General features: G+C 61.1%; 18 protein-coding genes and 1 tRNA gene. 3 read left to right on the top strand and 16 right to left on the bottom strand.

Going from position 1 to position 25,989, the window contains the following annotated elements; translation table 11 throughout:
• Positions 1 to 23: 23 nt before the first annotated feature.
• Positions 24 to 1,541 carry a UDP-N-acetylmuramoyl-L-alanyl-D-glutamate--2,6-diaminopimelate ligase gene (locus tag I6E52_RS10995; RefSeq protein ID WP_197157391.1) on the bottom strand — a complete coding sequence of 506 codons (1,518 nt, stop codon included), beginning with the start codon at positions 1,539 to 1,541 and terminating at the stop codon, positions 24 to 26.
• Positions 1,538 to 1,999: a RidA family protein gene (locus I6E52_RS10990; RefSeq protein WP_197125985.1), complete on the bottom strand. Its 462-nt coding sequence runs from the start codon at positions 1,997 to 1,999 to the stop codon at positions 1,538 to 1,540. Before I6E52_RS10990 ends, I6E52_RS10995 begins: the two co-directional genes overlap by 4 nt.
• A 215-nt stretch (positions 2,000 to 2,214) precedes the next feature.
• Between I6E52_RS10990 and I6E52_RS10985 the strand changes: the two genes are divergently transcribed.
• The 3 genes from I6E52_RS10985 to I6E52_RS10975 all read left to right on the top strand — a co-directional run bounded on the left by I6E52_RS10985 (position 2,215) and on the right by I6E52_RS10975 (position 5,819).
• Positions 2,215 to 4,755: a transglycosylase domain-containing protein gene (locus I6E52_RS10985; RefSeq protein WP_197157389.1), complete on the top strand. Its 2,541-nt coding sequence runs from the start codon at positions 2,215 to 2,217 to the stop codon at positions 4,753 to 4,755.
• Entirely contained in the window at positions 4,746 to 5,717 is a 972-nt protein-coding gene (locus tag I6E52_RS10980; protein WP_197157379.1) for a metallophosphoesterase, read from the top strand. Before I6E52_RS10985 ends, I6E52_RS10980 begins: the two co-directional genes overlap by 10 nt.
• A gap of 28 nt (positions 5,718 to 5,745) precedes the next feature.
• Positions 5,746 to 5,819 (top strand) — tRNA-Pro (locus I6E52_RS10975).
• A 92-nt stretch (positions 5,820 to 5,911) separates the two neighbouring features.
• Here I6E52_RS10975 and I6E52_RS10970 read toward each other — a convergent pair.
• The 14 genes from I6E52_RS10970 to pta all read right to left on the bottom strand — a co-directional run bounded on the left by I6E52_RS10970 (position 5,912) and on the right by pta (position 25,935).
• Positions 5,912 to 6,577, bottom strand: a complete 666-nt coding sequence (locus I6E52_RS10970) for a thymidine kinase (protein WP_197157377.1) — start codon at positions 6,575 to 6,577, stop codon at positions 5,912 to 5,914.
• The gene (locus I6E52_RS10965) at positions 6,577 to 7,260 is read right to left on the bottom strand and encodes a response regulator (protein ID WP_197126021.1); all 684 of its coding nucleotides are present in this window, start codon (positions 7,258 to 7,260) and stop codon (positions 6,577 to 6,579) included. The genes I6E52_RS10970 and I6E52_RS10965 overlap by 1 nt, the downstream gene beginning before the upstream one ends.
• Positions 7,247 to 8,401 (bottom strand): hypothetical protein, encoded by a 1,155-nt coding sequence (locus tag I6E52_RS10960; RefSeq protein WP_197157374.1) that lies wholly within the window; start codon positions 8,399 to 8,401, stop codon positions 7,247 to 7,249. Before I6E52_RS10960 ends, I6E52_RS10965 begins: the two co-directional genes overlap by 14 nt.
• Positions 8,398 to 9,618: a sensor histidine kinase gene (locus tag I6E52_RS10955; protein ID WP_197157372.1), complete on the bottom strand. Its 1,221-nt coding sequence runs from the start codon at positions 9,616 to 9,618 to the stop codon at positions 8,398 to 8,400. The genes I6E52_RS10960 and I6E52_RS10955 overlap by 4 nt, the downstream gene beginning before the upstream one ends.
• Positions 9,619 to 9,757: 139 nt before the next feature.
• A complete protein-coding gene (locus tag I6E52_RS10950; RefSeq protein WP_197157370.1) occupies positions 9,758 to 11,233 on the bottom strand; it encodes a malate:quinone oxidoreductase in 1,476 nt (491 codons plus the stop codon).
• 20 nt (positions 11,234 to 11,253) lie between these two features.
• Complete coding sequence (locus tag I6E52_RS10945; protein ID WP_197157368.1) at positions 11,254 to 11,925, bottom strand: SGNH/GDSL hydrolase family protein; 672 nt, start codon at positions 11,923 to 11,925, stop codon at positions 11,254 to 11,256.
• 76 nt (positions 11,926 to 12,001) lie between these two features.
• The gene (locus I6E52_RS10940; protein WP_197157366.1) at positions 12,002 to 12,691 is read right to left on the bottom strand and encodes an SGNH/GDSL hydrolase family protein; all 690 of its coding nucleotides are present in this window, start codon (positions 12,689 to 12,691) and stop codon (positions 12,002 to 12,004) included.
• Between the two features lie 38 nt (positions 12,692 to 12,729).
• Positions 12,730 to 13,794: an aspartate-semialdehyde dehydrogenase gene (locus tag I6E52_RS10935; protein WP_197157364.1), complete on the bottom strand. Its 1,065-nt coding sequence runs from the start codon at positions 13,792 to 13,794 to the stop codon at positions 12,730 to 12,732.
• Between the two features lie 73 nt (positions 13,795 to 13,867).
• Positions 13,868 to 15,133 (bottom strand): aspartate kinase, encoded by a 1,266-nt coding sequence (locus I6E52_RS10930; protein ID WP_197157353.1) that lies wholly within the window; start codon positions 15,131 to 15,133, stop codon positions 13,868 to 13,870.
• A 92-nt stretch (positions 15,134 to 15,225) separates the two neighbouring features.
• Positions 15,226 to 15,825: a recombination mediator RecR gene (gene recR, locus I6E52_RS10925; RefSeq protein WP_197107976.1), complete on the bottom strand. Its 600-nt coding sequence runs from the start codon at positions 15,823 to 15,825 to the stop codon at positions 15,226 to 15,228.
• Between the two features lie 3 nt (positions 15,826 to 15,828).
• Positions 15,829 to 18,027, bottom strand: coding sequence for a DNA polymerase III subunit gamma and tau (locus I6E52_RS10920; RefSeq protein WP_197157351.1), 2,199 nt, complete (start codon positions 18,025 to 18,027; stop codon positions 15,829 to 15,831).
• Positions 18,028 to 18,310: 283 nt separating this feature from the next.
• On the bottom strand, positions 18,311 to 22,426 hold the full coding sequence (locus tag I6E52_RS10915) for an IPT/TIG domain-containing protein (protein WP_197157349.1): 4,116 nt from the start codon (positions 22,424 to 22,426) through the stop codon (positions 18,311 to 18,313).
• A 246-nt stretch (positions 22,427 to 22,672) separates the two neighbouring features.
• Complete coding sequence (locus tag I6E52_RS10910) at positions 22,673 to 23,794, bottom strand: acetate/propionate family kinase (protein WP_197157347.1); 1,122 nt, start codon at positions 23,792 to 23,794, stop codon at positions 22,673 to 22,675.
• A 2-nt stretch (positions 23,795 to 23,796) separates the two neighbouring features.
• On the bottom strand, positions 23,797 to 25,935 hold the full coding sequence (gene pta / locus I6E52_RS10905; RefSeq protein WP_197157345.1) for a phosphate acetyltransferase: 2,139 nt from the start codon (positions 25,933 to 25,935) through the stop codon (positions 23,797 to 23,799).
• Positions 25,936 to 25,989 lie beyond the last annotated feature (54 nt).

Here is a 25,989-nt window from a genome sequence, read left to right as displayed (position 1 = left end):
GCTACGTTACAGCTGCGTTCTCGCTACTTCGCGCGCTCCTTGAGCAAGCGAATAGCGGTGTCGATGTCGCTGAACGGCACGCGCTCGTTGCCCACAATTTGGTACGGTTCGTGACCCTTGCCCTGCAAGAGCACCACGTCATCCGGATTCGCTGCATCAATCGCATAGGCGATGGCGGTCGTACGGTCGCGAATTTCCACTACCCGCTCCGGGTGTTCGAATCCGGCGCGAATGTGGTCCACAATCTGGTCGCCATCTTCGTTGTGCACATCGTCGTCGGTAACCACGATTACGTCAGAGGCGTCTTCAACGATGCGAGCCATCACCGGGCGCTTGCCCGGATCACGGTCGCCCGTTGCACCAAAGACGGTCACGATGCGGGTGTGGCCCGAGTCACGCAGAGCCGTGACTGCTTGACGCACCGCATCGGGAGTGTGGCCGGCATCCACTACAACCAACGGCAGCTGGTCGTTTTCGCGGATGCGGGTCATACGCCCCAGCACCGGCTCGAGCGGCGCCAATACCTCAGCGATCGCACGCGGCTCGACACCTTGGGCCCACAGCACTGTCGCGCACGTGAGCAAGTTGTCCACATTGAAGCGTCCGATGAGACCGCTGGAGACGTGATGGCTTTCGCCCTCGATCACGAGATCGAACTCGAGACCCTCGGTGGTGAGCTTCACGTTATCGGCACGAACACTCGCTTCAGCATGGCCGTGGGAGGTCATGCCAATCGCGCGCACGCCCGCAGGGATCGTGTGGTGGAAGTGATTCTCGGCAGCCGCGTCATCAAGATTCAGCAGAGCCGTCTGGATGCCCGGTAGCGTGAAGATCTTTGCCTTCTGCGCCGCATATTCCTCCATCGACCCGTGGTAGTCGAGGTGATCGCGCGTGAAGTTCGTGAACGCGACAATGTCGAACGCAACGCCATCTACTCGGCGTTGCTCGAGCGCGTGAGAGCTGACCTCCATAGCCACGTTTGTGACGCCGGCACGGTGGAAGTCATCCAAGAACTGGTGCACCGCCGTCACTTGCGGAGTCGTCATGCCCATGTTGATGCGGGGCTTGCCCGTAATTCCCGCGCCCAACGTTCCGATCGTTGCCGACGTCATCCCCAGTCGCTGCCACGCTTGCGTCAGCAAGTGAGCCGTCGACGTTTTACCATTCGTGCCTGTAATACCCACCATGGACATCGAGGCAGACGGATGCTCGACAAACGCATCCGCTCGGGCGCCGATTACCTCGCGGAGGTTCGCAATCGCGAACACGCGGTCGTCACCGTGGGCGCTCTCGGCCGCCTTCGCGTCCACGAGCACAGCGACAGCACCCTGGGCGAGAGCGGCATCAATGTACGGCAATGCCGACGACGCAGTGGTGCCGATAGCCACAAACACGTCATCCGGCCCAGCCTCGCGACTGTCTTGCACCAGACGACGCGCCTGCAGCGTGACGCCCACGAGCGTAGGATCCCACTCACTCAGATCTAGCGAGCGAAGCGGGGCATTCTCTCCGGCTTGACCGGACTGCCAGACTTCGATCACGCGAACTCGAACACGAACTCGACCTCAACAGGAGAATCGAGCGGCAATACAGCGACACCGACAGCGCTACGAGCGTGCTTACCGATCTCACCAAAAATCTCAACCAAGAGCTCGGACGCTCCGTTGATTACACCGGGCTGGCCGGTAAAGCTGGGGTCGGATGCCACGAAACCGACGACCTTCACCACGCGCGTGATGCGGTCAAGAGATCCAATCGCGCCCCTCGCGGCAGCAAGGCCGTTGAGAACACAGGTCTTGGCGTACTCCTGTGCTGCAGCAGCATCCACCTCGGCACCGACTTTGCCGGTTGCCGGAAGTGCGCCATCAACCATCGGCAGCTGACCGGACGTGTACACAAGGTTTCCCGAAACCATTGCTGGCAAATAGGAGGCAAGTGGCTTTGAACTTTCTGGGACCGTCAGGCCCAGCTCTGCGAGCCGCTGATCAAGCTGTGACATTACTTATTCTCTTCCTTGATGCGTTTGAAATAAGCGACCGGGCCCCCTTCAGGGCCGGTACCGACCTGCACAAGCTCCCACCCTTCGGATCCCCAATTATTAAGAATCGCGGTGGAATTGTGCACCATCAGTGGTGTTGTCAAGTACTCCCATTTAGGCATATTTGCGGCTCCCGTTCAGCATGGCGTTATCAATGATCCCCTACTCTTGATCATATGTCTGCCCAAAAAACTCCGCGTCGCGGCATCGTTTCGGCTATTGCCGGATTGATCAGCTTCAGTGTCCTCTCTGGCGTGCTCGTCACAGCCATGGTTGCCCCCGCGCTCGCGGTCACCGGCATCACCGCCACAAGTACCATCGGCATCTTCGATGGACTGCCCGATTACCTCGAAATCGATCAGCAGCCAGAACGCAATGCGATCTTCGCGCAGTTCACCGGCAGCGGCAACGTAGACGGCTACTACCAGATCGCCACGATCTACGATCAGAACCGTCAAGAGGTCGGATTCGACGAGATCTCCGAGTACGCCGTTGATGCTGTAGTTGCAGGCGAGGACCGCCGATTCTTCGAGCACGGTGGTGTCGACCTCACCTCGCTCGTGCGTGCCGCCGTGGGTAACTTCGTTTCTTCGGGAATCGAGAGTGGTGCATCCACGCTGACGATGCAGCTCGTCAAGAACACCTACATCTCAGAGGCAGAATCTCTGCCAACCGAAGATGAGCGCTCGGCCGCGTATCTTGCCGCCACGAGTCAGTCCTTCGACCGCAAACTCAAAGAGATGAAGCTCGCAATTGGGCTTGAGAAGCGGTACACGAAGAAGGAAATCCTGACCGCGTACCTCAACATCGCCAACTTCGGCAACGCCACGTACGGCATTCAGGCCGCCGCGCAGCGCTATTACAGCGTTGATGCGAAGGATCTCACTCTCGAGCAGTCAGCAAGCCTGATCGCCATCGTGCAAGAGCCCAGCGTCCGAAACCTGTCGGATCCTGAAAACTATGCAGCCAACCAAGAGCGTCGCAACGTTATTCTCGTCGCGATGCTCGACGTCGGCGCCATCGATCGCACACAATACGACGAAGCCGTTGCTATTCAAGTAGACGAAGAATCTGTAGACCTCTCCGCGCCGAATAACGGTTGCACCTCGGCCTACGAGTACGCCAAGTGGTTCTGCGACTACGTCGTCAAAAGTGTTCCCGACTTCGAGTTCCTCGGCGACACCGTCGACGAGCGCAACCAGAATTGGAAGAAGGGCGGCTACAGCCTCTACACGACCCTCGACCTCGACGCTCAAATTCCCGCCCAGAAAGCCACCTGGACGTACGCGCCCAACGACGAGACTTCGTTCAGCCTGGGAAGCGCCACCTCCACCGTTGAGTCGGGCACCGGGCGAGTGCTCGTGATGGCCGAAAATAAACTCTTCAACGACACCCTCGACGGCGGTGGCATCGAGAGCACCGCTGTGAACTACAACACCAGCTACAACTATGGCGGATCGAGCGGATTCCAACCCGGATCGACGTACAAGGTGTTCACCCTCATCGAGTGGCTCATTCAGGGCAAGGGCATCTACGACCGTCTTGAAGGTACCGCTCGAGACATCCCAGGCTCTCAGTTTTTGGATAGTTGCAACGGCCCCTACGGCGACACCGTGGAGTTCGGTAACAACGCCAATGAGTCGGGCATTTACACTGTCGCCGAAGGTACCGCAGAGTCCATCAATGGTGTGTTTTTCTCCATGGCTACCCAACTTGACCTGTGTAACATTCGCAACGTCGCTGCAAGCATGGGCGTTGAGCGAGCCGACGGCGCCGAGCTTGAAAGCTTCCCGTCATCGATCATCGGCACGAACGATGTAACCCCGCTCAGCATGGCGTCGGCATACGCCACGATTGGTGCTGGCGGACTCTGGTGCGAGCCGATCATCATCGACAAGGCGATCAACGCCAGCAACACCGACCTTGGTGGCCAAGAACAAAATTGCCGTCAGGCCATCTCTCCTGAGGTCGCCGCGACCACCGCATATGTACTCACTGAAGTACTGAACCGCGGTAACGCTGCCTACTCCGACCCCAACGATGGCATCCCGATCTTTGGTAAGACGGGAACCACCGACGGCGCTGTCCACACGTGGATGGCGAGCGGAACGACTCGTTACGGCACGGCAACCTGGGTCGGAAACATTTCCGGGTTCCAAAACATCAGCCAGCTCTACTACGCCGGTGTGAACGGTTATCGTCTGCGCCACTACATCACCAAAGCAACGGACACCGCGCTCAACATCAAGTACCCCGGTGGTGCTCTTCCTGAACCCGACTCAAGCCTTCTCACCGGTTCGGGTACCGAGGTTCCTGACCTCTCCCTGCAGTCGCTGGAACAGGCCAAGTCAGTGCTCGTGAGCCTGGGCTTCAGCTTCGCAGATGGCGGCCAGGTCGATTCTGAGCTCCCTGAAGGTCAGGTCGTCCGGACGAATCCTGCAGCGGGCACACAGTCCGCCGCCGGCGTCACCGTCACGGTCTACACCAGTAAGGGCAACAAGGTGGAGGTACCCGACGTCGTCGGGGATGACTTAGCCACCGCCCAGGGCATCCTCAGCGGGTCTGGATTCTCGAACGTGAGCCAGTCCTGCGAGGAAGTATCGCCGGGTGACCCGAGCGACGGAAAGGTAACAGCCTCCAGCCCGTCGGCAGGCTCCTACGCAAAGACGAGCACCACGATCAAGCTCACCGTCGCGCAGTCAACGCCGTGTCCGTAGGCAGACGTCTCTCCCCCGCAGCTACCGCACTCGGTGCGGTAGCTGCGGCAGGGGTCGCCGCGTTCGCGTGGGGCTCGTTGGTTGAACGCAATGCGTTCACTGTTCGACACGAGATCCTTCCGATCCTCGACCCGAGTGCGCGCGACATTACCGTGCTGCACCTCTCCGATTTGCACATGGCTCCGTGGCAAACTCGCAAGCAGGACTGGGTTCGCGAGTTAGCGCTGTATGAGCCCGATCTGGTCGTCAACACTGGCGACAACCTGGGCCACCGCGACGGCATCCTGGGCATCAAGCGCGCCTTCGAACCTTTCGCCGGCGTTCCCGGAGTCTTCGTGCACGGCTCGAACGACTACTACGGCCCCCAATTCAAAAACCCTTTTACCTATTTCACCGGGCCGTCCTCAGGACATCGCCCCGTCGAACACCTCGACACAGATGCTTTGGATGCGTACTTCGAAGACCAACTCGGCTGGCTCTCGCTCAATAACCACGCGCGGGCGATCGAGATGCGCGGGTCACGGCTCGAGCTTTTCGGCACGGCAGATGCGCATCGCGGCTGGGAGCGCCTCGACCGGCTTCCCGCCAATGTCGAAGAAATGCGCGAAAACGTGGGCTGGGCGGATGACCCCCACGGCCCCGAAACCGTAGCGCTCGGCGTAACGCATGCCCCCTACCGTCGCGTGCTCGATGCCCTCGTCACTAACGGTGCTGACGCCATCTTCGCTGGACACACCCACGGAGGCCAAGTTCGCGTGCCTGGCATGCCTGCCCTCGTGACTAATTGCGACATCCCTCGCGAGCAGGCGAGCGGCCTCAGCATCTGGCACCACTTGCGTCGTGCTGCGTTCCTCAACGTCAGCGCGGGCCTCGGAACGTCGATTTACGCGCCCGTTCGCTTCGCTTGCAAACCAGAAGCGGTGATAGTGACTCTCACCGCCGGAGATATCGGCTATTCTTGATGTATCGGTCGCGCAAGTGACCGATGATCGGGGTGTGGCGCAGCTTGGTAGCGCGCTTCGTTCGGGACGAAGAGGTCGTGGGTTCAAATCCCGCTACCCCGACAAACTGCAGTAAGTACGACGAAACGCCCTCCTTCGGGAGGGTGTTTCGTCGTTAACAGCCTCTCGGTACGGCGCAGGTGCCGTCCCCAGCCTTACGAGAAGTCGGCGTCAGGCGCGCTTCCGTAGCTGAACTCGATCTTGGGGCGCCATCCACTGTTGAGAACGCCACCGCTCTCTTCGAGGTAGCACGCTCCGCACAGCGACTGGTAGCCGACATCCACCCCGTCGATAGCGACTTGGTCGCCGTCGAAAATGAACTGGTCCCCGACCGTGCGGGCGTTGAATACTGCTTTGCGGCCGCAGCGGCAAATGGTCTTGAGCTCTTCAAGCGAATGCGCAATTTCGAGCAAACGACGGCTGCCAGGAAACGCGACCGTCTGGAAGTCGGTGCGGATACCGTAAGCCAGCACCGGAACCTTCTCCACAATGGCGATACGCAGCAAGTCATCGACCTGGGCTTCGGTAAAGAACTGAGCCTCGTCGACGAGCAAGCAACTCACCGGCAGCCCGGTCTTCTCGAACACGCTTGCTCGTTCGCGAGCAAACACCTCGTACACGTCGTCGGTCGGCGAAATTGTGAAGTCGACCTGACGCGTTACGCCCAGTCGCGAAATGATCGCGTTGTCGCCCTTGGTATCGATGTGCGGCTTTGCCAGCAACACCTGCTGATCGCGCTCTTCGTAGTTGTAGGCGGCCTGCAGCAACGCGGTGCTCTTGCCACTGTTCATGGCTCCGTAGCGGAAATACAGTTTGCTCATCAGCGTAGAAATCCATCCTCAGCAGCCCGACGAATCAGGTCAGCCTTTTTACTTGCCGGCCGGTTGGCCTTTGCGTACTTTTCTCGCACCCTGCGCAGGTAAGTCTTTGCCGTTTCGTATTGAACGTTCATCCGCTCGGCAACCTGCGGTGTGCTTAGTCCAGAAGCGTACAGGGTGAGTGCGTCAGCCTCGCCGGCACTCAGCTTCGGCTTCGACTGGTCAGCCGATCCCGATGGCAGTGGTCGCCAGTCATGCTGCTGCGAACCTTCGCCCTCGACGCCCATGATCTGGCGGGCGGCATCCATCACTTCGTGCATCGGCAGCGACTTCGAGAGGAAAGTGGCCGCCCCGGCCGCCAGAGCGCGGTCACGAGCCTCGCGGCTATCGAGGCTGGAGAGAACGATCACTTTGGCTCCCGCGGCGCGACATGTGCGCACACGGGCTTCGATCGACACAGGCTCTTTCAGCTGGAAGTCGAGAAAGACGAGCTCGGTCGGAAAACGGTCGCTGTGCACGAGCTCGAGCCACGTGCTGGCGGTGAGAACAACATCGAAGTCCGGTGCGTTGTTGGTGATCCAACTGTTGAGGCTGTCGAGCAGCACTTCGTGATCGTCGAGGATCGCAAGACGAATGGGCGGCCTGTCGCCGAGATGAGCGCTGAGGTTGGTCTCAGGGGGTGTCATAAGTGAACCTAACGGTGAGAGAGGGCGATCGATAAGAAATGCGAAGTCCAGTAAAGACAACGCGCAAAACTGCGAGATAGGGCGCCAAAGACGAACGCCACGATGATTCGGATGAGGTGATGAGGCCTGTCACTGTGATAACCGCCCCGGAGTCAGTCTTCTCAATCGCGAGGCGCACACTGCGACGGTCAATTTCACCACCGGTCGCAACGGCCAATACGGCCGCGCGCAAGGCAGTGCGTTGATGGGCTGTCATGGCACCGGCCAGTCGATGAGGGTCGTAGACCCGATTACCATCGTCGAGCGCACCGAAAGAGTTGGCAACGACAGATTCGAGCCAACTGCGGTTAACTTCGGTAACCATGAGTTCACGGATCGATTCCGAGTATGTGGCCGCTCGAGCGCGGTCCTCGGGCGAGATGATTCCGCGCTGAGCGAGTTCAGCAAAGAGCGGCGCAATATCGCGGTTGAGGATAGTGACGCGGTCCTGTTGCACCGATCGCGCAACTCCCGCATGCTCACGTCTCATCTGGCGCGACGTCGCTCGCAGGGCGCGTGACGCCCACTCTTCATGCGTCTGGATGAGCGACCGTGAAAACGCGGCACCACCGATCGACATCGTGAGAACCGGAGTCATCGAAAAGAGGGCGACGATCATCGCTGGCGCCTGAACTTCCGAAACGGACGACTGCACGATGGCGATAAACCCCGTGAAGATCGCGGCGACCACCCCCATCGTGACCAGTTCTGCGATGGGCCGATAGGGGGCAAGGGCCATGCAGGCAATACCAATGAGCAGCGGCCCCCAGAAATCGGTGAGCAGCGCAGCATTGCTTCCCAGCGACGCCGAACTGAGCGCGAACGCGATAACCAGATAGCCGATAACAGCCGCGTGCAGCCCGCCGCTGAACGGGGCACGCAGCGGGCTCGTTCCAATGATCAGCGTCACCGAAGAGAGCGCAACAAAGATCAACGCACTATTTGCGAGCACGGGATGGGCGATGTTCGGCCCGCTAAGCCAGGTCATAACAGCGCCGAGAATAAGAACGCCAGCCGCAGCCACAACGCTGACGGGGCGCGCGTCAAGGGTCCCGAGGGGGTCGAGCTGTTGAACCGACTCGGTGTCAGCGAGAGCGGTCATTGGGCTGCACTCCGCTCTAAGGCGGGCGCGTTCTCAGCCGTGGGCACCCGAATCATGACCGATGTGCCGAGGCCCGGAGTAGACCAGACTTGAACTGTTCCCGACACCGTCTCGATTCGCCGGCGAACAGACTGCCGCAAACCCAGCCGATCAGCACCGGTCTCCGCCTCGTTGAAGCCCTTGCCCGCATCCACGACGAGCACGCTCACTTCGCTCGGGGAGCCGAAGATTGCCACTTCAGCCCGCATCGTGCCGGAGTGATTGATGACATTGACGAGACACTGCTTAACGGCGGGGGCAAGAGCAGCATCGCCTCTCGAATCCAAGCGGGACAACGCCGTCAAGTCTCCGGTGACTTCAACGACGAGTTCTAGGGCACGAGCCTCAGTAATCGTCGCGAGGAGCGCGCTGTTCTGCCAGTCGTGCCGCACGCTATCGGAGGAATCGAGAGCCGCCTCCGAAAGCCATTCTTCGCCCACGAGCACCTCAAGGTCACGGCTAATGTCGCGCTGGAGTTTCGGGTTCATCGCGCCAAATGGAGCGTGTGCGATAGCGGCGAGATGACTAAGAACCGTGTCGTGCATAACGGCAGCGGAGGTGGCTTCGATGCCATAGCGAAGACTCGCGAACTCATCATCGCGTGCCGCCCGGTGCAGGTGAGACTGCACGCGCCGCACCCCGCGTTGGCTGAGCCGCAGGATCATGAGCACGCTGATAGCAGCAACGTAAATCACAAAGACTGTCGGATGCGGGTGAACAAAGCCCTGAATCTGCAGCGATGCCAACGCCACTGACGCCTGAGACACGGCAACACCAACCGTGCACCAGAGGATGCTCCACACCACGTTGCGCCCGGCGCCGCCCACGAACATCATGGCGATCAGGACGAGGTCGAGCAAGTAGTGCCCGACAACCCCTACCGGTCGCAATTGCGAAATGATCGTGAGCGCGAACCAGTAGGTAGCGGGGCCGCCGATGAGAAGGTGCGCGACGGTAAAGAACATCGTGCGATAGCGGTTCAGGAGCCTGACCGTAATGAGCATCGGAATAAGTGCGATCGCCGCAGGCACGAGATTGCGGCTCGTGTCGCTGGCATACAACGTCACCACCCCCACGAACGCGAGGGTTAAGCAGACGAAAGCGACAGCGTTAATAACCCGCGCGAAAGCCCGAGTGACGCTCTCTTTGCGCAGGTGGGCAGGCAAGCCAATAGACATGTCTGCCCCCGTTCCTCGTGCCGGAAATACACCACACACAGTATGGCAGCAATCGGGGTACGAACTGTACCCCGCGTGCGGGGTACAGTTGGGGTCAAAGGCCCACTAAACGGGGGACAAATAGCGCGCTACAAGCCACTTACGGATTGATGTGCAACGCCTTCGCCGTGCGGGTGATCGTCTCTCGAGCAAGTTCAGGCGAGTCAGCAAGCTGCTGGCCGAACGTCGGGATCATCTTCTCGATCTTCGGACGCCACTCATCCATACGCTCGGGGAAGCACTTCTCCACCAGACCGAGCATGATCGGCACGGCCGTGGAGGCTCCCGGCGATGCGCCGAGAAGGCCAGCAATGCTGCCATCGGCGGAGGACACGACCTCGGTGCCAAACTGCAAGACACCGATCTTCTTCGGGTCTTTCTTCATCACCTGCACGCGCTGACCAGCCGTGATGCTGTACCAATCTTCTGGCTTGGCATTGGGCACGAATGCCTTGAGTTCTTCGAACTTGGTCTCGGGGCTCGCCATGAGCTGACCAACCAAATACTTGACGAGCGACAGGTTGCTGAGGCCGGCGGCGACCATCGGGAGCACGTTGTGCCACCGGATGGACGCAAAGAGGTCGAGAACTGAACCGGTCTTCAAGAACTTGGGGCTGAATCCGGCGTAGGGGCCGAACATGAGGCTGCCCTCCCCCTCAACGACGCGAAGGTCGAGGTGAGGAACCGACATGGGCGGCGAACCAACAGCCGCCTTGCCGTAGACCTTGGCACTGTGGGCAGCCACGAGCTCGGGGTTGTCGGTGCGCAGGAACTCGCCGCTGACGGGGAACCCGCCGAAGCCGCGAATCTCTTTGATGCCCGACTTCTGTAGAAGGTTGAGGGCGTAACCGCCAGCACCCACGAAGACGAAACGTGCGGTCACGGGCTCGACAGGAGTGCCGCCGATGTCGTGACGCAGCTTGAGCTTCCACAGTCCGTCGCGCTGTTTCGTGAGGTTCGTGACCAGGATGCCCGTGCTGAGCTCAGCACCCGACTCCACGAGGTTGTTGACGAGATAGTGCGAAAGCGCACCAAAGTCGACGTCAGTGCCCGCAGGAATGTGCGTCGCGGCCACTGGCTCTGACTTGAGGCGACCTGGCATCATGAGCGGCGCCCAGCCGTGAATGACGGCAGGGTCTTCGCTGTATTCCATGCCCGCGAAGAGCGGGTGATCCTTGAGCGCTTCGAAACGCTTGCGCAAATATTCGACGTTTGTTTCGCCCCATACAAAGCTCATGTGCGGGGTCGCATTGATGAACGACTCGGGTTCGGGCAACGCGCCCTCATCAACGAGGTACGACCAGAACTGGCGTGACACCTGGAACTGCTCGTTGACCTTCACCGCACTCGAAATCTCGATAGAGCCATCGCTCTTTTGCGGGGTGTAATTGAGCTCGCACAGCGCGGAATGTCCGGTGCCAGCGTTGTTCCACGGATTCGAACTCTCCAGGGCAAGTTCGCCCAAGCGTTCGAAAATCTGGATCTCCCAGTCCGGCTGCAATTGCTTTAGCAGCGTTCCGAGGGTGGCACTCATGATTCCGCCGCCGATAAGCGCGACGTCGACGGTTTTCTTCACAACTCCACTTTAGCCTTCTGTTAGAGGCCCAAAGTGCGAAGAGCCTGATCCATCTCGCTGGCCATCGCCGCGTAACCCTCATTGTTGGGATGCAGCCCGTCGCTGGCCATCCACTCGGGGTGCCCCTCGATCCAGTGCGAGGCCCCCGGAATGTAGTCAGCACCGCTGTCGGATGCGGCAGCCTCGACCCAACCGATGATCGTTTCGACCGACTCTGGCCGCTCATCCGTGTACCAGAACGGCTCGACAACAATGAAGCGGGCATCCGGAAGCGCGGTTGTCAGCCGGTCGAAATCTGCTGAGATTTGAGCGCGGATGTCGTCGGATCGGGCATCGAAACTGAAGTTGTCGTTGAGGCCCATCGTCACGATCACGATGTCGGGGTCATCCGCGATGATCAGGCTCGGAAGATCGCCGTCGCCGAATGTGCTGCGGTTGTTGATAAAGCCGAGTCCGTTCACGCTCGGATTGAACTCGCTCCACCCCCGCTGCTCGCTGATCACCGTCGACCACCGGTTCTCGAAAGCCGACGCTCCGGTGCCGAGAGTGTAGGAGTCACCATAGAAAGCGACGCGAACGTCGCTGGGGTCGCGTTCGGCCGCGGGCTCCTCGGAGCTGCAGGCCGAGAGGCTGAGGGCCGCTGCGACCACAACGGTCGTCGCGATAATGCGGGCTACTGAATCAAACTTCATGGAAGGAGTTCGGCGCGGGTGGCCCAAACGATTGCTGTGGCCTTCGGCGCGGGAGACCATGAGTAATTCACGAGAGCTAGAGCCCGAGTTCGCGAAGCGCGAGATCCATCTGGGTTGCGATCGCCGCATGCCCCGCATCGTTGGGATGCAGGTTGTCATCGGACATCCACTCCGGATGCCCCGTGAGCCAATACGACGCGCCCGACACGTAATCGGCGCCGGCTTCAGTTGCGGCGTCACGCACCCACGAAATGATCACTCCGACCGAAGCAGGGCGCTGGGTTTTGTACCAGAAAGGCTCGACGACAATGATCTGGGCATCCGGGAGCTCCGACACGAGTCGCTCGAAATCGCTCAGGATCTGGCCGGGCAGCTCGTCGGCATACGCGTCGTAGGCGAAGTTGTCGTTGAGGCCCATCGCGACAATAACGACATCGGGGTCGTCGGCAATGATGAGGCCGGGCAGGTCGCCGTCGCCGAACTCCGTGCGGTTGCGCATGAACCCAAGACCGCTCACGCTCGGATTGAACTCACTCCAGCCATGCTGGCTGCTGAGAAGCGTCGACCAGCGCAATTGCTCCGCTGATGCTCCTGTTCCCCGCGTATACGAGTCGCCATAGAAAGCGACCCGAAGAGCATCGGAATCTGCCGCCGCGACGGCGAGAGGCTCCGTCGAGGACGCGCTCGTCGCGCACCCCGCAAGACCCAACGTGACGGAGACCGCGATCATCGCAATGATCGTGCGGGCTGCGGAACCGAAGGTCATACGGGAAGTTCGGAGCGGCGGGCAGTGAAGCGTGCCCGCTAAGCCGAAACCTTTGCGAGAATCTTTGCGGCAACAAGCTCCGCGATTTGCACCGCGTTGAGAGCGGCACCCTTGCGCAGGTTGTCGTTGCTAATAAACAACGCGAGGCCGCGACCGTTCGGCACGCCCTCATCCGTGCGGATGCGACCCACAAAGCTGGGGTCGGCGCCCGCTGCGTCGAGAGGCGTCGGGATGTCGCTGAGACTGACACCGGGAGCATCCGCCAGCAATTCCTTCGCCCGCTCGGGGCTCAAGGGCTTGGCAAATTCGGCGTTGATCGACAACGAATGGCCGGTGAAGACTGGGACGCGAACGCACGTGCCACTGACCAACAGGCCGGGCAGTTCGAGAATCTTGCGGCTCTCGTTGCGCAGCTTCTTCTCTTCGTCGGTCTCGTTGAGTCCATCGTCGACGATGTTGCCGGCAAACGGAACAACGTTGAACGCAATGTTTTTGGGGAACTTGTTCGGGGCAGGCATGGTGACGGCCGCGCCATCCTCGACGAGTCCCATCGTGTTTTGGGCGACCGCAGCAGCAGCCTGCTCGAGTAGCTCTTCGCCACCGGCAAGGCCTGCGCCAGACACAGCCTGGTAGGTGCTCACGATCAAGCGCTCAAGACCGGCTTCGGCATCCAGAACCTTCAACACCGGCATCGCTGCCATCGTGGTGCAGTTCGGGTTCGCAATGATGCCCTTAACGGCCTGGTCAATCGCGTGGGGGTTGACCTCGCTGACGACCAGCGGAACCTCAGGGTCCATGCGCCAGCCCGACGAGTTATCGATCACCGTGACGCCGGCCGCTGCAAAGCGGGGAGCCTGCGCCAGCGACGTCGTGGCACCAGCAGAGAAAATCGCAACGTCAAGGCCCGTGGGATCAGCAACAGAGGCATCTTCAACGGTGATCTGCTCACCCTTGAACGGCAACGTCGTGCCCGCACTGCGAGCAGATGCGAAGTAACGAATCTCCGCTACCGGAAAATCACGTTCTTCCAACAGACGACGCACAACAGCGCCAACCTGACCCGTTGCACCAACAACACCAATACGGATGCCTGCGTTACTCATGAGTACCTCTACCTACAGTTTGTATTCGCCACACTAGCGCCGAACAAGAAGAAAATTTGGCCGCGAAGCGCGGTTAGCGGCCCGTTCCCGCGTGCACAACAGCTTCTTCATCGCCATCAAGGCCGAACGCCGTGTGCACCACGCGAACCGCCTCGGCGACGGTGTCAGCACGCGTGACGACAGAAATGCGAATCTCACTGGTGGAGATCATTTCCATGTTGATGCCAGCCTCGAACAGAGCTGTGAACAGTCGAGCCGACACTCCAGCGTTGGTGCGCATGCCGCCGCCGACCACGGAGAGCTTTCCGATCTGGTCATCGTGCTGCAGCGACTCGAAGCCAACCTCTTCTTGATTGAAGGTCAACGCTCGAAGCACATCTTCGGCATCCGACTTCTTCAGAGTGAAGGAGATGTCGGTGCGACCGGTGGCCGCCTCAGAAACGTTCTGAACGATCATGTCGATGTTGGCATTAGCGGTGGCCACGATCGTAAAGATCTGTGCAGCCTTTCCTGGAACATCAGGAACTCCTACCACCGTGATCTTCGCTTCGCTCAGATCGGAGGCAACACCTGTGATGATTGCTTCTTCCACGCTCTCTCCATCCTTCGGATTGACTACCAACGTGCCCGTGTTGTTATTGAACGACGACCGCACGTGGATCGTTACCCCGTGCCGGCGCGCATATTCCACAGCGCGCACATCGAGCACCTTGGCGCCTGCCGCAGCAAGCTCCAACATTTCTTCGCTCGTGACGACATCGACCTTGCCCGCGGACTTCACGATGCGGGGATCAGCCGTAAAAATGCCATCGACGTCGGTATAGATTTCGCACGTCTCGGCACCGAGCGCGGCGGCGAGGGCTACCGCGGTGGTGTCTGAGCCACCGCGACCGAGAGTCGTAATGTCTCCGGTTCCCCGGTTGAATCCTTGGAAGCCTGCGACGATCGCGATAGCGCCATCGTCGAGGGCTTCTTTGACGCGGCGAGGAGAAACCTCCACGATACGCGCGGCACCGTGCTGGGCATCCGTGACCATTCCGGCCTGGCTGCCGGTGTAACTGCGAGCGTCGACGCCCAAGCCCTTGATCGCCATGGCGAGCAACGCCATCGAAATTCGTTCGCCTGCGGTAAGCAGCATGTCGAGCTCGCGCCCGGTCGGCACTGGCACGACTTGCGCGGCGAGATCGAAGAGTTCGTCGGTGGTGTCACCCATGGCTGAAACGACAACAACAACGTCGTTTCCGGCCTTGCGGGTCTCGACAATGCGCTTAGCGACGCGCTTAATACTCTCAGCGTCGGCAACGGACGAGCCACCGAACTTCTGAACGATGAGGCTCATTGTTCTCCTGAAGCGTGGTTGATCGGGCAGCAGGTGCCCAAAATGCGAGTCTAACGGTGCCAGCACCATCCGCCGAGTTCGTTACGGGAGGGCTAGTTGTCGATCGTTCGACGACCTTCAAATGCACGACCGAGAGTGACCTCGTCGGCATATTCCAGATCTCCGCCGACCGGGAGACCGGATGCGAGGCGAGAAATACGAAGGTTGGGTTGAACGAGAAGCCGCGTGAGGTACGTAGCGGTTGCTTCACCTTCGAGATTGGGGTCGGTCGCGATGATGACTTCTGTGACGACGCCGTCAGCTAACCGGCCCAACAGCTGCTTGATGCGCAACTGGTCGGGACCAATTCCATCGATGGGGCTGATAGCTCCACCGAGTACATGATACAGCCCGTGGAATTCGCGAGTGCGCTCGATAGCGACGACGTCTTTTGCCTCTTCGACAACACAAATCGTGGCCGGCGAGCGCCGAGCATCCCGACAAATCGAACACGTGTCGTGCTCGGTTACGTTGCCGCAAATGGCGCAAAAATGCACTTTGTCGCGGATGTCGTTGAGCAGTTCTGCAAGCCGACGAACATCAAAACTTTCGGTCTGCAAAATGTGGAATGCGATGCGCTGAGCAGACTTGGGCCCGATGCCGGGAAGCCGACCGAGCTCGTCGATCAGTTCTTGAACAATTCCGTCGTACACGGGTTACTCGTCTCTCGGCTGCGGCACCACGCGGGGAGCCACTTGCTCTTCTTCGATAAAGGTTGCGTTCAGCAGTTCGCGCACAACGGATTCGCCATAACGCGAACGATCCATTTGCGCTGCCGTTGCCGACATCGCTGCTTTCGCCATTGATTCTGGTGGGGCTGGAGGTGCAGCTGCTGCCGCTTCAGCCAACCGGTCGGCCGTCGGCTTCTTCGCCGCTTGCTGAGCTTGCTGCGCTTGCGCGTTAGCAGTGCGTTGCGCTGCAGCGCCACCGCGTGCTGCGGAAGGGTCGCCCTCGGATTCTGGCTCGGACTCAGGGATAGCCGCTACAGCCCATCCCCCGGGTTCACGATCTTCGGCCGGCGCAGGTTCCTCAGGCTCGGGGCCCTCATCAACGGCGGGCGCGGTGCGCTGCGGCGAGCGCGGCTGAGCCGTGGGTTCCGGCGAAACCTCCGGGACCGGCATCCGCGATTCCTGCTGCGGTGCTGCCGGCGGTGCTGGGTGCTCAGCGGGAGGCGCCGACGGGGCACCCTCAACTTTGGCGATGAACGCGGGCTCGAAACCGAGCACGTGCACGACTGCCTTCTTGAGATAGTCGCCGACTCCTTCGCCGGGAGCACTGCGCTGCTTGAGAGCATCAACGTCGCGTTGGCTGGGGAACGAGAGCACCAAAATCTTCTCGTCGCGAAGCTCAAGAGGCTTAGCCGTGAACACGACCATCCACGCGGTGCGCTTGAGGTTCTCGACCACATCAAGAATTTCGGGCCAGGCATCTTTGACCTGCTGAAACGATACGGGCGTCGTGCGCGGCGCAGCGGGGGCAGAGAGCCCCGTACTGGATGCTGCGGGCGCCGGCGGTGAGGCAGCCGGAGTCGCCGAACCAGCCGCGGGTGCCGGCGGCGTCGCGGCAGGTGTCTGCGCAGCGGCACGTTCAGCGGGGGCAGCCGCCGGTGCGGAAGCAGGAGCAGCCGCCGGTGCCGCAGCACGCGACGGTGCCGCACTGGCAGCGGGAGCCGCGGCGATGGGTGCATCACCCTCGATACCGATGCGACGTTCGAGGCGCTCAACCCGCGCGAGTGCACCACGTTGGGTGTTATCGCTCGCGGGAACCAAAATGCGCGCGATCATCAGTTCAAGATGAAGCCGCGGTGAGGTTGCGCCGGTCATTTCTGAGAGCGCAGCGTTGATCACATCGGCTGCGCGCGATAGCTCAGCGGCACCCAGTGTGTGGGCCTGCTGCGCCATGCGCTCAAGCTGGTCTTGCGGGATGCCGCGCAGCACGGAGGCGGCGTTGTCTGCGGTGGCTGCGACAACGATGAGGTCGCGCATCCGCTCCAGAAGATCTTCGACGAAACGACGCGGGTCTTGACCGGTCTGGATGACGCGGTCGACCGACGAGAACGCAGCGGCAGCGTCGCCGGTGCCGAGGGCGTCAATCACTTCGTCGAGTAGCTCGGCGTGGGTGTAACCCAGCAGCGCAACGGCGCGCTCGTAGCCGACCGTTGCGGTGTCGGAGCCAGCGATGAGTTGATCGAGCAGCGAGAGAGTATCGCGCACCGAACCGCCACCGGCACGAACAACGAGGGGAAGCACTCCGGGCTCCACTTCGACGTTCTCGCTTTCGCACAGCTGCTGAACGTAGTCGAGCATCTGGGCCGGCGGAACCAAACGGAACGGGTAGTGATGGGTGCGCGAACGAATCGTGCCGATCACCTTGTCAGGCTCGGTCGTCGCGAAGATGAACTTCACGTGCTCCGGCGGCTCTTCAACAATCTTGAGCATCGCGTTGAAGCCCTGAGGCGTCACCATGTGCGCCTCGTCGAGAATGAAGATCTTGAAACGGTCGCGGGCCGGGGCGAACACTGCGCGCTCGCGCAGGTCACGGGCATCCTCAACACCGTTGTGGCTTGCCGCGTCGATCTCGACAACATCGAGCGAACCGCCACCATCACGCGACAGCTCTACACACGACGCACACACCCCACAGGGAGTGTCGGTCGGGCCCTCGGCACAGTTGAGACAACGCGCCAAAATGCGGGCGGATGTCGTCTTGCCACACCCACGCGGACCACTAAACAGGTACGCATGATTGACCCGATCGGTGCGCAACGCTGTGCGCAGCGGATCGGTCACTTGAGACTGGCCGATGAGTTCAGCAAAAGTCTCGGGCCGGTATCGGCGATATAGGGCAGCAACCACGCCCCTAGCGTAGTCGTGCCCGCTGACGATCCCAACGTGCGGTGAGCGAACAGGCACAGCCCACACTCATCTCAAAGTTGTGTGAAATCGACCAAACCGTATCGCCGCCCGCCCCGAATCATCTCTGGTCGGCTGGTTACCGACCACAGCCACACCTGATCCGTGGCAAGCGTTACCCGAATAGACGTGCAGGGCCAACCCGGGGGGTGGGAAAACCCTGCACGCACTTAGCTCTCGAGGCGAGTGATTGGGTGGCAGCGCTCCAGTGCGCTGCCACCCCTATTCACGCGCGGTGGCGCCCGGTGGGGCGTCGAGAAATCATGAGCAGTCCGCCGGCGCCGATGAGCGCAAAAGCGAGCCAAGCGCCTAGGTAGCCGGACGAACCGGTGAAGGCGAGGCCATCATCCGCTGCAGCCAGTGTGGTGAGCTCGAAGGTGAAGCCAGGCGTGCTGACCTCTAGTGCGCCCGAGGCGACCATCGCAGGAACCCACATCGCTTCGTGTTCGGGAGTGACCACCGTTGCGACTGTGTCACTCAGAACCGTGAAGTTGGAGCCCCACACCTCACCGAAGCGTGCTCCGGTAGCGGCCGAGAATCCAGATCCGCGAAGCGTCACCAGAGTGCCACCATCATCGGGACCGACTAGCGGCGTCATCGACATGACCACGGGGGCAACGAGGTAGGTGAAGTCGCCGCCGTCAGCATCGCCGTTCGGATGCTGGACCACGACAGCCGCGGTACCTTCCGAGCCAGCGGGAGTAGTCACGGTGATCTCAGTGTCGCTCACGACCGTGAATGACGTTCCGTCGTCCCCGTCGAACGTGACGCCGGTTGCTCCAGTGAAGCCAGAACCGATGATCGTCACTTCAGTTCCCCCGGTAAGAGGCCCTTCATCCGGGCTAATCGACGACACTGCGGGCGGAGCCACGTAGGTGAAGTCGGCAGGAGCCGAGTCGCCGGTCGCGTGGGTGACCACAACCTCAACATCTCCCGCGGTGTGCGCTGGACTCGTCACGGTAATTTCAGTGTCGCTCACGACCGTGAACGATGTTCCGTCATCTCCGTCGAAGGTCACGCCGGTCGCCCCCGTGAAGCCAGTTCCCGTGATCGTGACGACCGTGCCGCCTGCTACCGGTCCCGTGCTTGGCGTCAACGACGCGATCGCCGGAGCTGCGGTGTAAGTGAAGTCGCCGGCCGCGGCATTGACGATCGGATGCACGACCACAACTGCCGCATCACCCGCTGCGTGAGCCGGGCTCGTCACGGTGATCTCAGTGTCGCTCACGACCGTGAGCGACGTTCCGTCATCCCCGTCAAAGGTCACTCCCGTTGCCCCGGTAAAGCCGGTGCCGGTGATCGTGACGACGGTGCCACCAGCCAAAGGACCGGAGCTCGGAGCCAGGTCGGAGACACTGGGGTTCGCGAGGAACGTGAAGTCTCCTGCTGCAGCGTTTCCGCCGACGTGCTGCACGATGACCGCAGTGGTGCCCACCGCGTGAGCCGGGCTGGCAACAGTGATCTCGGTATCGCTCACAACCGTGAGCGACGTTCCGGCATCCCCATCAAAGGTCACACCCGTTGCCCCGGTGAAACCGGTGCCCGTGATCGTGACTTCCGTTCCGCCAGCGATCGGTCCCAGAACGGGACTCATCGCGGAGACGGTCGGTGCCGCAACGTAGGTGAAGTCTCCTGCGTCAGCGTCGCCAGCGGGGTGCTCCACTACGACGGCCGCAGCACCCTCCGTGCCTGCCGGGGTGGTGACGGTGATTTCAGTGTCACTCACGACCGTGAACGAGGTTCCTTCATCGCCGTCGAACGTCACGCCGGTTGCCCCGGTGAAACCGGTGCCGGTGATCGTGACTTCTGTTCCTCCCGCGAGCGGGCCCTCATCCGGAGCGATCGAAGACACTGTCGGAGCGGCTTGATAGCCGAAAGTGCCCGGGGACGAATCGGATGGCGTGCTCTGCACGATCACGTCGACAACGCCAATCACGTGCGCCGGGGTGGAAACGGTGATCTCGGTATCGCTCACCACCGTGAACGACGTTCCGGCATCCCCATCGAACGTGACTCCCGTAGCCCCGGTGAAACCAGTACCCGTGATCGTCACGGCAGTACCGCCCGCGACTGGTCCGATGTTCGGCGATAGCGAGGAGATGATCGGTGCAGCGGTGTACGTGAAGTCACCGGCGGCGACATCTCCGATCGGATGCTGCACGACAACCTCAATGGTTTCTGCAGCATGCGCGGGGCTCGAGACGGTGATCTCGGTGTCACTCACGACCGTGAACGACGTTCCGGCAGCGCCGTCGAAGGTAACCCCCGTGGAGCCCGTGAAACCGGCACCCGTGATGGTGACCTCTGTGCCGCCCGCGAGCGGACCCTCGGTCGGTGTCATACCGGAAACCGTTGGCGCTCCGCGGTACGTGAACGTGGCAGGAGCTGAGTCGCCGGTTGCGCGTTCAATAATCAGGTCGACAGCGCCCAGGGCGTGTGCCGGGCTCGTCACCGTGATCTGAGTGTCGCTGTCGACGGTGAATGACGTGCCGTCGGTTCCGTCGAAAGTGACACCCGTGGCATCCGTAAATTCAGAGCCAGTGATGGTCACCACAGTGCCACCGGCGATCGGACCGAAGTCCGGTGTGAGGGAGGAGACGAGAGGTACCGGCGTGTAGATGAACTCGGCAGCATCCGAAGCACCCGCAGGATGTTGGATGATCACATCGACGTCACCCGCAGCATGCGCGGGGCTCGTCACGGTGATTTCGGTGTCGCTCACGACAACGAAGTCAGTGGCTGCGACGCCATCGAAAGTGACGCCGGTTGAGCCTCCGAAATCAGTTCCCGTGATCGTGACCGCTGTGCCGCCGGTTGCCGGTCCGCTCGTGGGATCGACATCGGCGATAGCGGGGCGAACTCCGGCGCTGTTGGGACCAACAGCGGAGCGTGCGACATCCAGCTCCAGAAGGCTTGCAACCGGACCCTGGGCGAGTAGACCTACACGGAGAGCTGTCTCAACGAACTCTTGGGCTGGTGCAACACCGAGCAACTGCTGGTTGTTGACCGTTAGCGCGAGAACAGTATCAAGAGCTTCAAGCACCGGGTTCAGAAGCGTCACTACTGGAGTGATAACACCGGTCTGAAGACCATCGACGAATGCTTTGAGGGCGGTCGTGTCTGGATCCAACAGGTCCGACACTAGCGGCGCAATGGCCGCCCCGACGATCGCGGTCGTAAGCGCGGAGATGTTTACGAGACCAGAGAGCGCAGAAATCCCAATAGTCGCCGTGGACGTTGCAATTTCGCCGAGGGTGCCATCAACGGTCACCTCAACAATCGGCACAACCCCAAGGAGAGCTCCAAGGTCGAGCCCCAACTCGACGGTGATGCTTACTTCGGCCGCCGTAAGCGCCGCCGTGACGGCATCCTCAACATTGTCAGTAAATTGCCCGACCAAAGTAGTTACCGAAGCGGTGATCGCAGCGAGTTCGGTGGACGTAAGAACAGAGGTGTCCACCGGCAGCCCCGACAGCGAACCGCCTTTGAGCTCCGCCAAGTCCACGATAATCTCACCCGTGCCGAAGTCGATGGTGACGGCGTCGGATGTGAGCGGTGTGTACACGGGAGCCAGCGCAGCGGGAAGATCAAGCGCCACGCTCGCTGAGGTATCGCCGACCGAGAGCACACCCAGGCTACTGAGCGTGCTGAGAGCGATACCAGAGACACCGCTCACTAGCGAACCGCTGGGCCCAGCAACGGCATCAACAGCGCCGGACAGAGTCGCTGCAAGGCCATCTACCGTGGCGCTTACTCCTGCAACAGTGTCACTGGTGAGCCGAAGTTCAGCGCCCACAATCTCGTAGGATCCCGTCGGTGCCGCTGGTGCGGCGGCGGACGCACGAGAGCTGGCTGCTCCGACCTCAAGGGAGAGCGCTGTCAGTTCACTCGCAAGGCCAGCGCCCAACGCCTCGGCGAGCCCCAAAGAAAGTGACGACGGCTGATCGGTCAGGTCGAAGAGGGAAGCCCCGATGTCTCCTGAAGCATCAGCCAGTCCTGTTGCAGCGATTGAGCTACCGTCGTTCGAGGCTTGAGCATAGGTGCCGAGAACGCCAGCATCGGCGAGAGCGATGGGCACCCCGATGCCACCAGCGGTGGCAGTTACTGCCGCGAGCACGCCGACACCGGAGGTGTCCGTCTGCTGTGCCTGAGTTCCGTCATTGCTCGCGGCTGATGCTCCGAGAAGTGCAATCTGCGCCGGAAGGAGTCCCGCAAGTAGCGTGCCCGACAAGAAAGTCGCGTCCGCGGTGGAATCATCCCCGGCTGCCGCCTGCGCTGGAGCACCGGCAGAAAAGACCGAGAGCGTGACGAGCGCTGCCGCCGCGACCGTCGAAACGGTCAAGCGAACTACCCGAGCAAGCCCCCAACTGGTCTTGTTCGTACTAAAAATTGGTTCCCCGAAAACCACAATATCCCCCTGATCACGAGGCCAGTGTGCTTGGTATGCACAGTCTCAACTCGAGTAGTGGTTAGCTACTCACAGGGTGGTTGACCCCACGTTGAGCCCGCCCGAATCCGGCCTCAGCCCCATGATAAAACCTCAGCGCGAGGCGATACAAGAGGCCTTTTAGGGGGACAAAGAAGTGGTCTATCGGGTTACAGCCTCAACCGATTCCCGTGCTATCTGCAGTTCCTCGTTGGTGGGAATGACGAGAACCTTGACGCGCGAATCGGATGCCGAGATGATGCGCTCGCCACGATTTGCTGCGGCGTTGGCGGCGACATCCATCTCGATCCCAAACGATTCGAGACCCTCGACGGTCGCCAGACGCGTGTTCGCGTTGTTCTCGCCTACGCCCGCGGTGAACACGATTGCGTCCGCCCCGCTCAGCGCCACGAGATACGCGCCAAGGTAGTGACGGAGCCGGTGGTAGTAAACGCCGAGCGCCGCCTGCGCCTGCTCATCGCCAGCATCCGCCTTCGATTGCACATCGCGCATATCTCCGGTGCCGGTCATGCCAAGCAATCCACTCTCACGGTTAAGCAGGTGGTCTAATCCGGGGAGGTCCATTCCTGCCCGGCCGAGATGAAAAAGTGCCCCAGGATCGATGTTTCCGGAGCGGGTGCCCATTACGAGCCCCTCGAGCGGAGTCATGCCCATTGAGGTGTCGACGCTGCGACCGCCGTCGATCGCGCACACGGATGCCCCGTTGCCGAGGTGAAACACAATCAGTTTGAGGTCGGCGAGATCTTTGCCCAGCACTGCGGCCGTCCGCCCCGCAACGTAGCGGTATGAGGTGCCGTGAAAACCGTAGCGACGGATGCCGTGCACTCGGGCCAGTTCCGTATTAATCGCGTACGTGTAGGCGTGGGGCGGCAGCGTTCCGTGGAACGCGGTATCGAAAATTGCGACGTGTGGCACGGTCGAGAATGTCGCCCTCGCCGCCCGAATCCCTTTGAGGTTGGCGGGGTTGTGCAATGGCGCCAGCACCGAAATCTCTTCGAGCCGATCTTCAACCGCATCTGTAATCACGGTGGCTTGGGTGAATTCCGCCCCGCCGTGCACCACACGATGGCCGACGACGGCCGGATGCTCGTCCCCGAGCTCGGCCAAGATCTGCCGCATTCCGTCGTCGTGGTCCGCGGCTCCTCCGCCGGGTTCCCCGATGCGTTCCACGATGCCGCCGCTATAGACGGAACCGGACTCGGCATCGAGCAGCTCCCATTTGATCGACGATGAACCGGAGTTCACCACGAAGACCGTTGTCATTCTTACTCCTTGGCAGAGGCATCATCGGCGATGCCACGTAGTGCGGCAGCCTCGGCGGCAACCGATTGAGCCTGAATTGCGGTGATCGCCACAGTGTTGACGATGTCTTGCACGAGGGCTCCTCGTGAAAGGTCGTTGATGGGTTTGCGTAGACCTTGGAGCACCGGCCCAATGGCCACCGCGCCAGCGCTGCGCTGCACGGCCTTGTAGGTGTTATTGCCTGTATTCAGATCGGGGAATATGAACACGGTGGCACGGCCGGCGACTTCTGAGTCGGGCATTTTTGATTTACCCACGGCGGCATCGACTGCAGCGTCATATTGGATGGGGCCATCGACGGCAAGATCAGGGCGTCGTTCGACCACGAGCGCGGTAGCGGCCCGCACCTTGTCAACGTCGGCGCCGGTGCCCGATGCTCCGGTGGAATACGACAGCATGGCGATGCGCTGTTCGATGCCAAATTGGGCGGCAGTCGCAGCAGACGAGATTGCGATGTCTGCCAGCTGCGCGGCATCCGGGTCGGGATTTACCGCACAGTCGCCGTAGACGAGCACGCGGTCTTCAAGGCACATTAGGAACACACTCGACACGATCGACACATCGGGCTTGGTCTTGATGATTTCGAAACTGGGGCGGATGGTGTGAGCCGTGGTGTGAGCGGCGCCCGAGACCATGCCGTCGGCCAGCCCCAAGTGCACCATCATGGTGCCGAAGTAGGAGACGTCGGTCACCGTGTCTCGCGCCACCTCCATCGTCATTCCCTTGTGAGAACGCAGCTTCACATATTCCGTCGCGAATTGGGTGCGCAGTTCTTCATCAAAGGGGCTCAGGATGCTCGCACCCGAGATGTCGAGACCGAGTTCAGCCGCGCGGCCACGCACCTCGCCCTCGTCACCCAGGATCGTGAGCTTGGCAACGCCGCGCCGCAACAGCGTGCTTGATGCGCGCAAAATGCGGTCATCACTGCCCTCCGGCAACACAATGTGCTGCGGGATGCTGCGAGCGCGATCGAGCAGTCCGTACTCAAACATGAGCGGCGTGACGACGGTGGGCGGATGCAGGTCGAGTCGACGCAGCAGCTCTGCGGCATCCACATGCTGTTCGAATAGGGCAAGCGCCGTATCGAACTTGCGGGGAGACTCGGCAGCCAAGCGGCCGCGCGTCTTGGTAATAATGCGCGCGGTGTCATAGGTGCCGAACGAGGTACGAATCACCGGCAACGAGACATCGAGACCATCCATAAGGCGCTCGATCTGGGGCAGCAGATCAAAACCACCGTTCAGGATGATGCCCGCAAGCGAAGGGAACGTCTCCGACGCGTGCGCCATCAGCGTCGCCAGCAACACATCCGACCGGTCGCCAGCAACCACCACGACCGAGCCCTCGATGAGACGCAGCAGCACGTTCTCCATCGTCATACCGGCCACAACAACGCCGAGCGCTTCACGCTGCAGCAGATCATCGTCGCCGCGCAACAATTCACCATCAACGGCAGTGAGCAGAGAGGCGAGGCTGGGCGCGATGAGGAAGGGGTCCTCGGGGATAGCCCACACCGGAGTATCGTCGCCGACCGCTGCGCTCACTCCGGCGATGATGTCGGTCATGAAATCGGGGTCAGACCTGTTGACGATCACACCGACCAACCGCGCGTGGGCGGCATCCAATTCTTGATGCGCAATCGAATACACCTGAGCCATGTCAGCGGGGCTACGGCTCTCGCCGTCCTCAGACTGACCACCCAATACAAGGAGCACCGGAGCACCGAGGTTCGCGGCGACGCGCGCGTTATAGGAAAGTTCGGTGGGGCTGCCGACATCCGTGTAATCAGAACCGACAATCACGACAACGTCGCACTGGGCCTCGACCGCTTTGAAACGTTCGATGATGCGGCTGAGCGCCAGTTCGGGGTCCGCGTGCACGTCGTCGTAGCCCACACCGACAGCCTCGTCATAGCTGAGATTAACTGCGTCGTGACCGAGCAACATCTCTAAGACGTAATCTCGCTCATCGCTCGTGCGAGCGACTGGCCGAAACACCCCCAGACTCTTAGCTTCGCGACTGAGCGTGTCGAGTAGACCGAGGGCGATGGTGGACTTGCCAGCGTGGCCTTCGATGGAGGTGATGTAGATATTCCGCGTCACCTCTCCAGCCTACGCCGGAAGATACGCCCCAGAAGGAGATGCCGGGCGCTTAAC

This window comes from Salinibacterium sp. NG253 (genome assembly GCF_015864945.1).
In the GTDB taxonomy this organism is placed as follows: domain Bacteria; phylum Actinomycetota; class Actinomycetes; order Actinomycetales; family Microbacteriaceae; genus Rhodoglobus.
This window is presented reverse-complemented; position numbering and strand designations above follow the sequence as displayed.

Coding starts and splice junctions, on each gene's coding strand:
- I6E52_RS10990 (WP_197125985.1), bottom strand. CDS start 1,999: ATGTCACAGCTTGATCAGCGGCTCGCAGAGCTGGGCCTGACGGTCCCA.
- I6E52_RS10985 (WP_197157389.1), top strand. CDS start 2,215: ATGTCTGCCCAAAAAACTCCGCGTCGCGGCATCGTTTCGGCTATTGCC.
- I6E52_RS10970 (WP_197157377.1), bottom strand. CDS start 6,577: ATGAGCAAACTGTATTTCCGCTACGGAGCCATGAACAGTGGCAAGAGC.
- I6E52_RS10965 (WP_197126021.1), bottom strand. CDS start 7,260: ATGACACCCCCTGAGACCAACCTCAGCGCTCATCTCGGCGACAGGCCG.
- I6E52_RS10960 (WP_197157374.1), bottom strand. CDS start 8,401: ATGACCGCTCTCGCTGACACCGAGTCGGTTCAACAGCTCGACCCCCTC.
- I6E52_RS10955 (WP_197157372.1), bottom strand. CDS start 9,618: ATGTCTATTGGCTTGCCTGCCCACCTGCGCAAAGAGAGCGTCACTCGG.
- I6E52_RS10945 (WP_197157368.1), bottom strand. CDS start 11,925: ATGAAGTTTGATTCAGTAGCCCGCATTATCGCGACGACCGTTGTGGTC.
- I6E52_RS10940 (WP_197157366.1), bottom strand. CDS start 12,691: ATGACCTTCGGTTCCGCAGCCCGCACGATCATTGCGATGATCGCGGTC.
- I6E52_RS10935 (WP_197157364.1), bottom strand. CDS start 13,794: ATGAGTAACGCAGGCATCCGTATTGGTGTTGTTGGTGCAACGGGTCAG.
- I6E52_RS10930 (WP_197157353.1), bottom strand. CDS start 15,133: ATGAGCCTCATCGTTCAGAAGTTCGGTGGCTCGTCCGTTGCCGACGCT.
- I6E52_RS10910 (WP_197157347.1), bottom strand. CDS start 23,794: ATGACAACGGTCTTCGTGGTGAACTCCGGTTCATCGTCGATCAAATGG.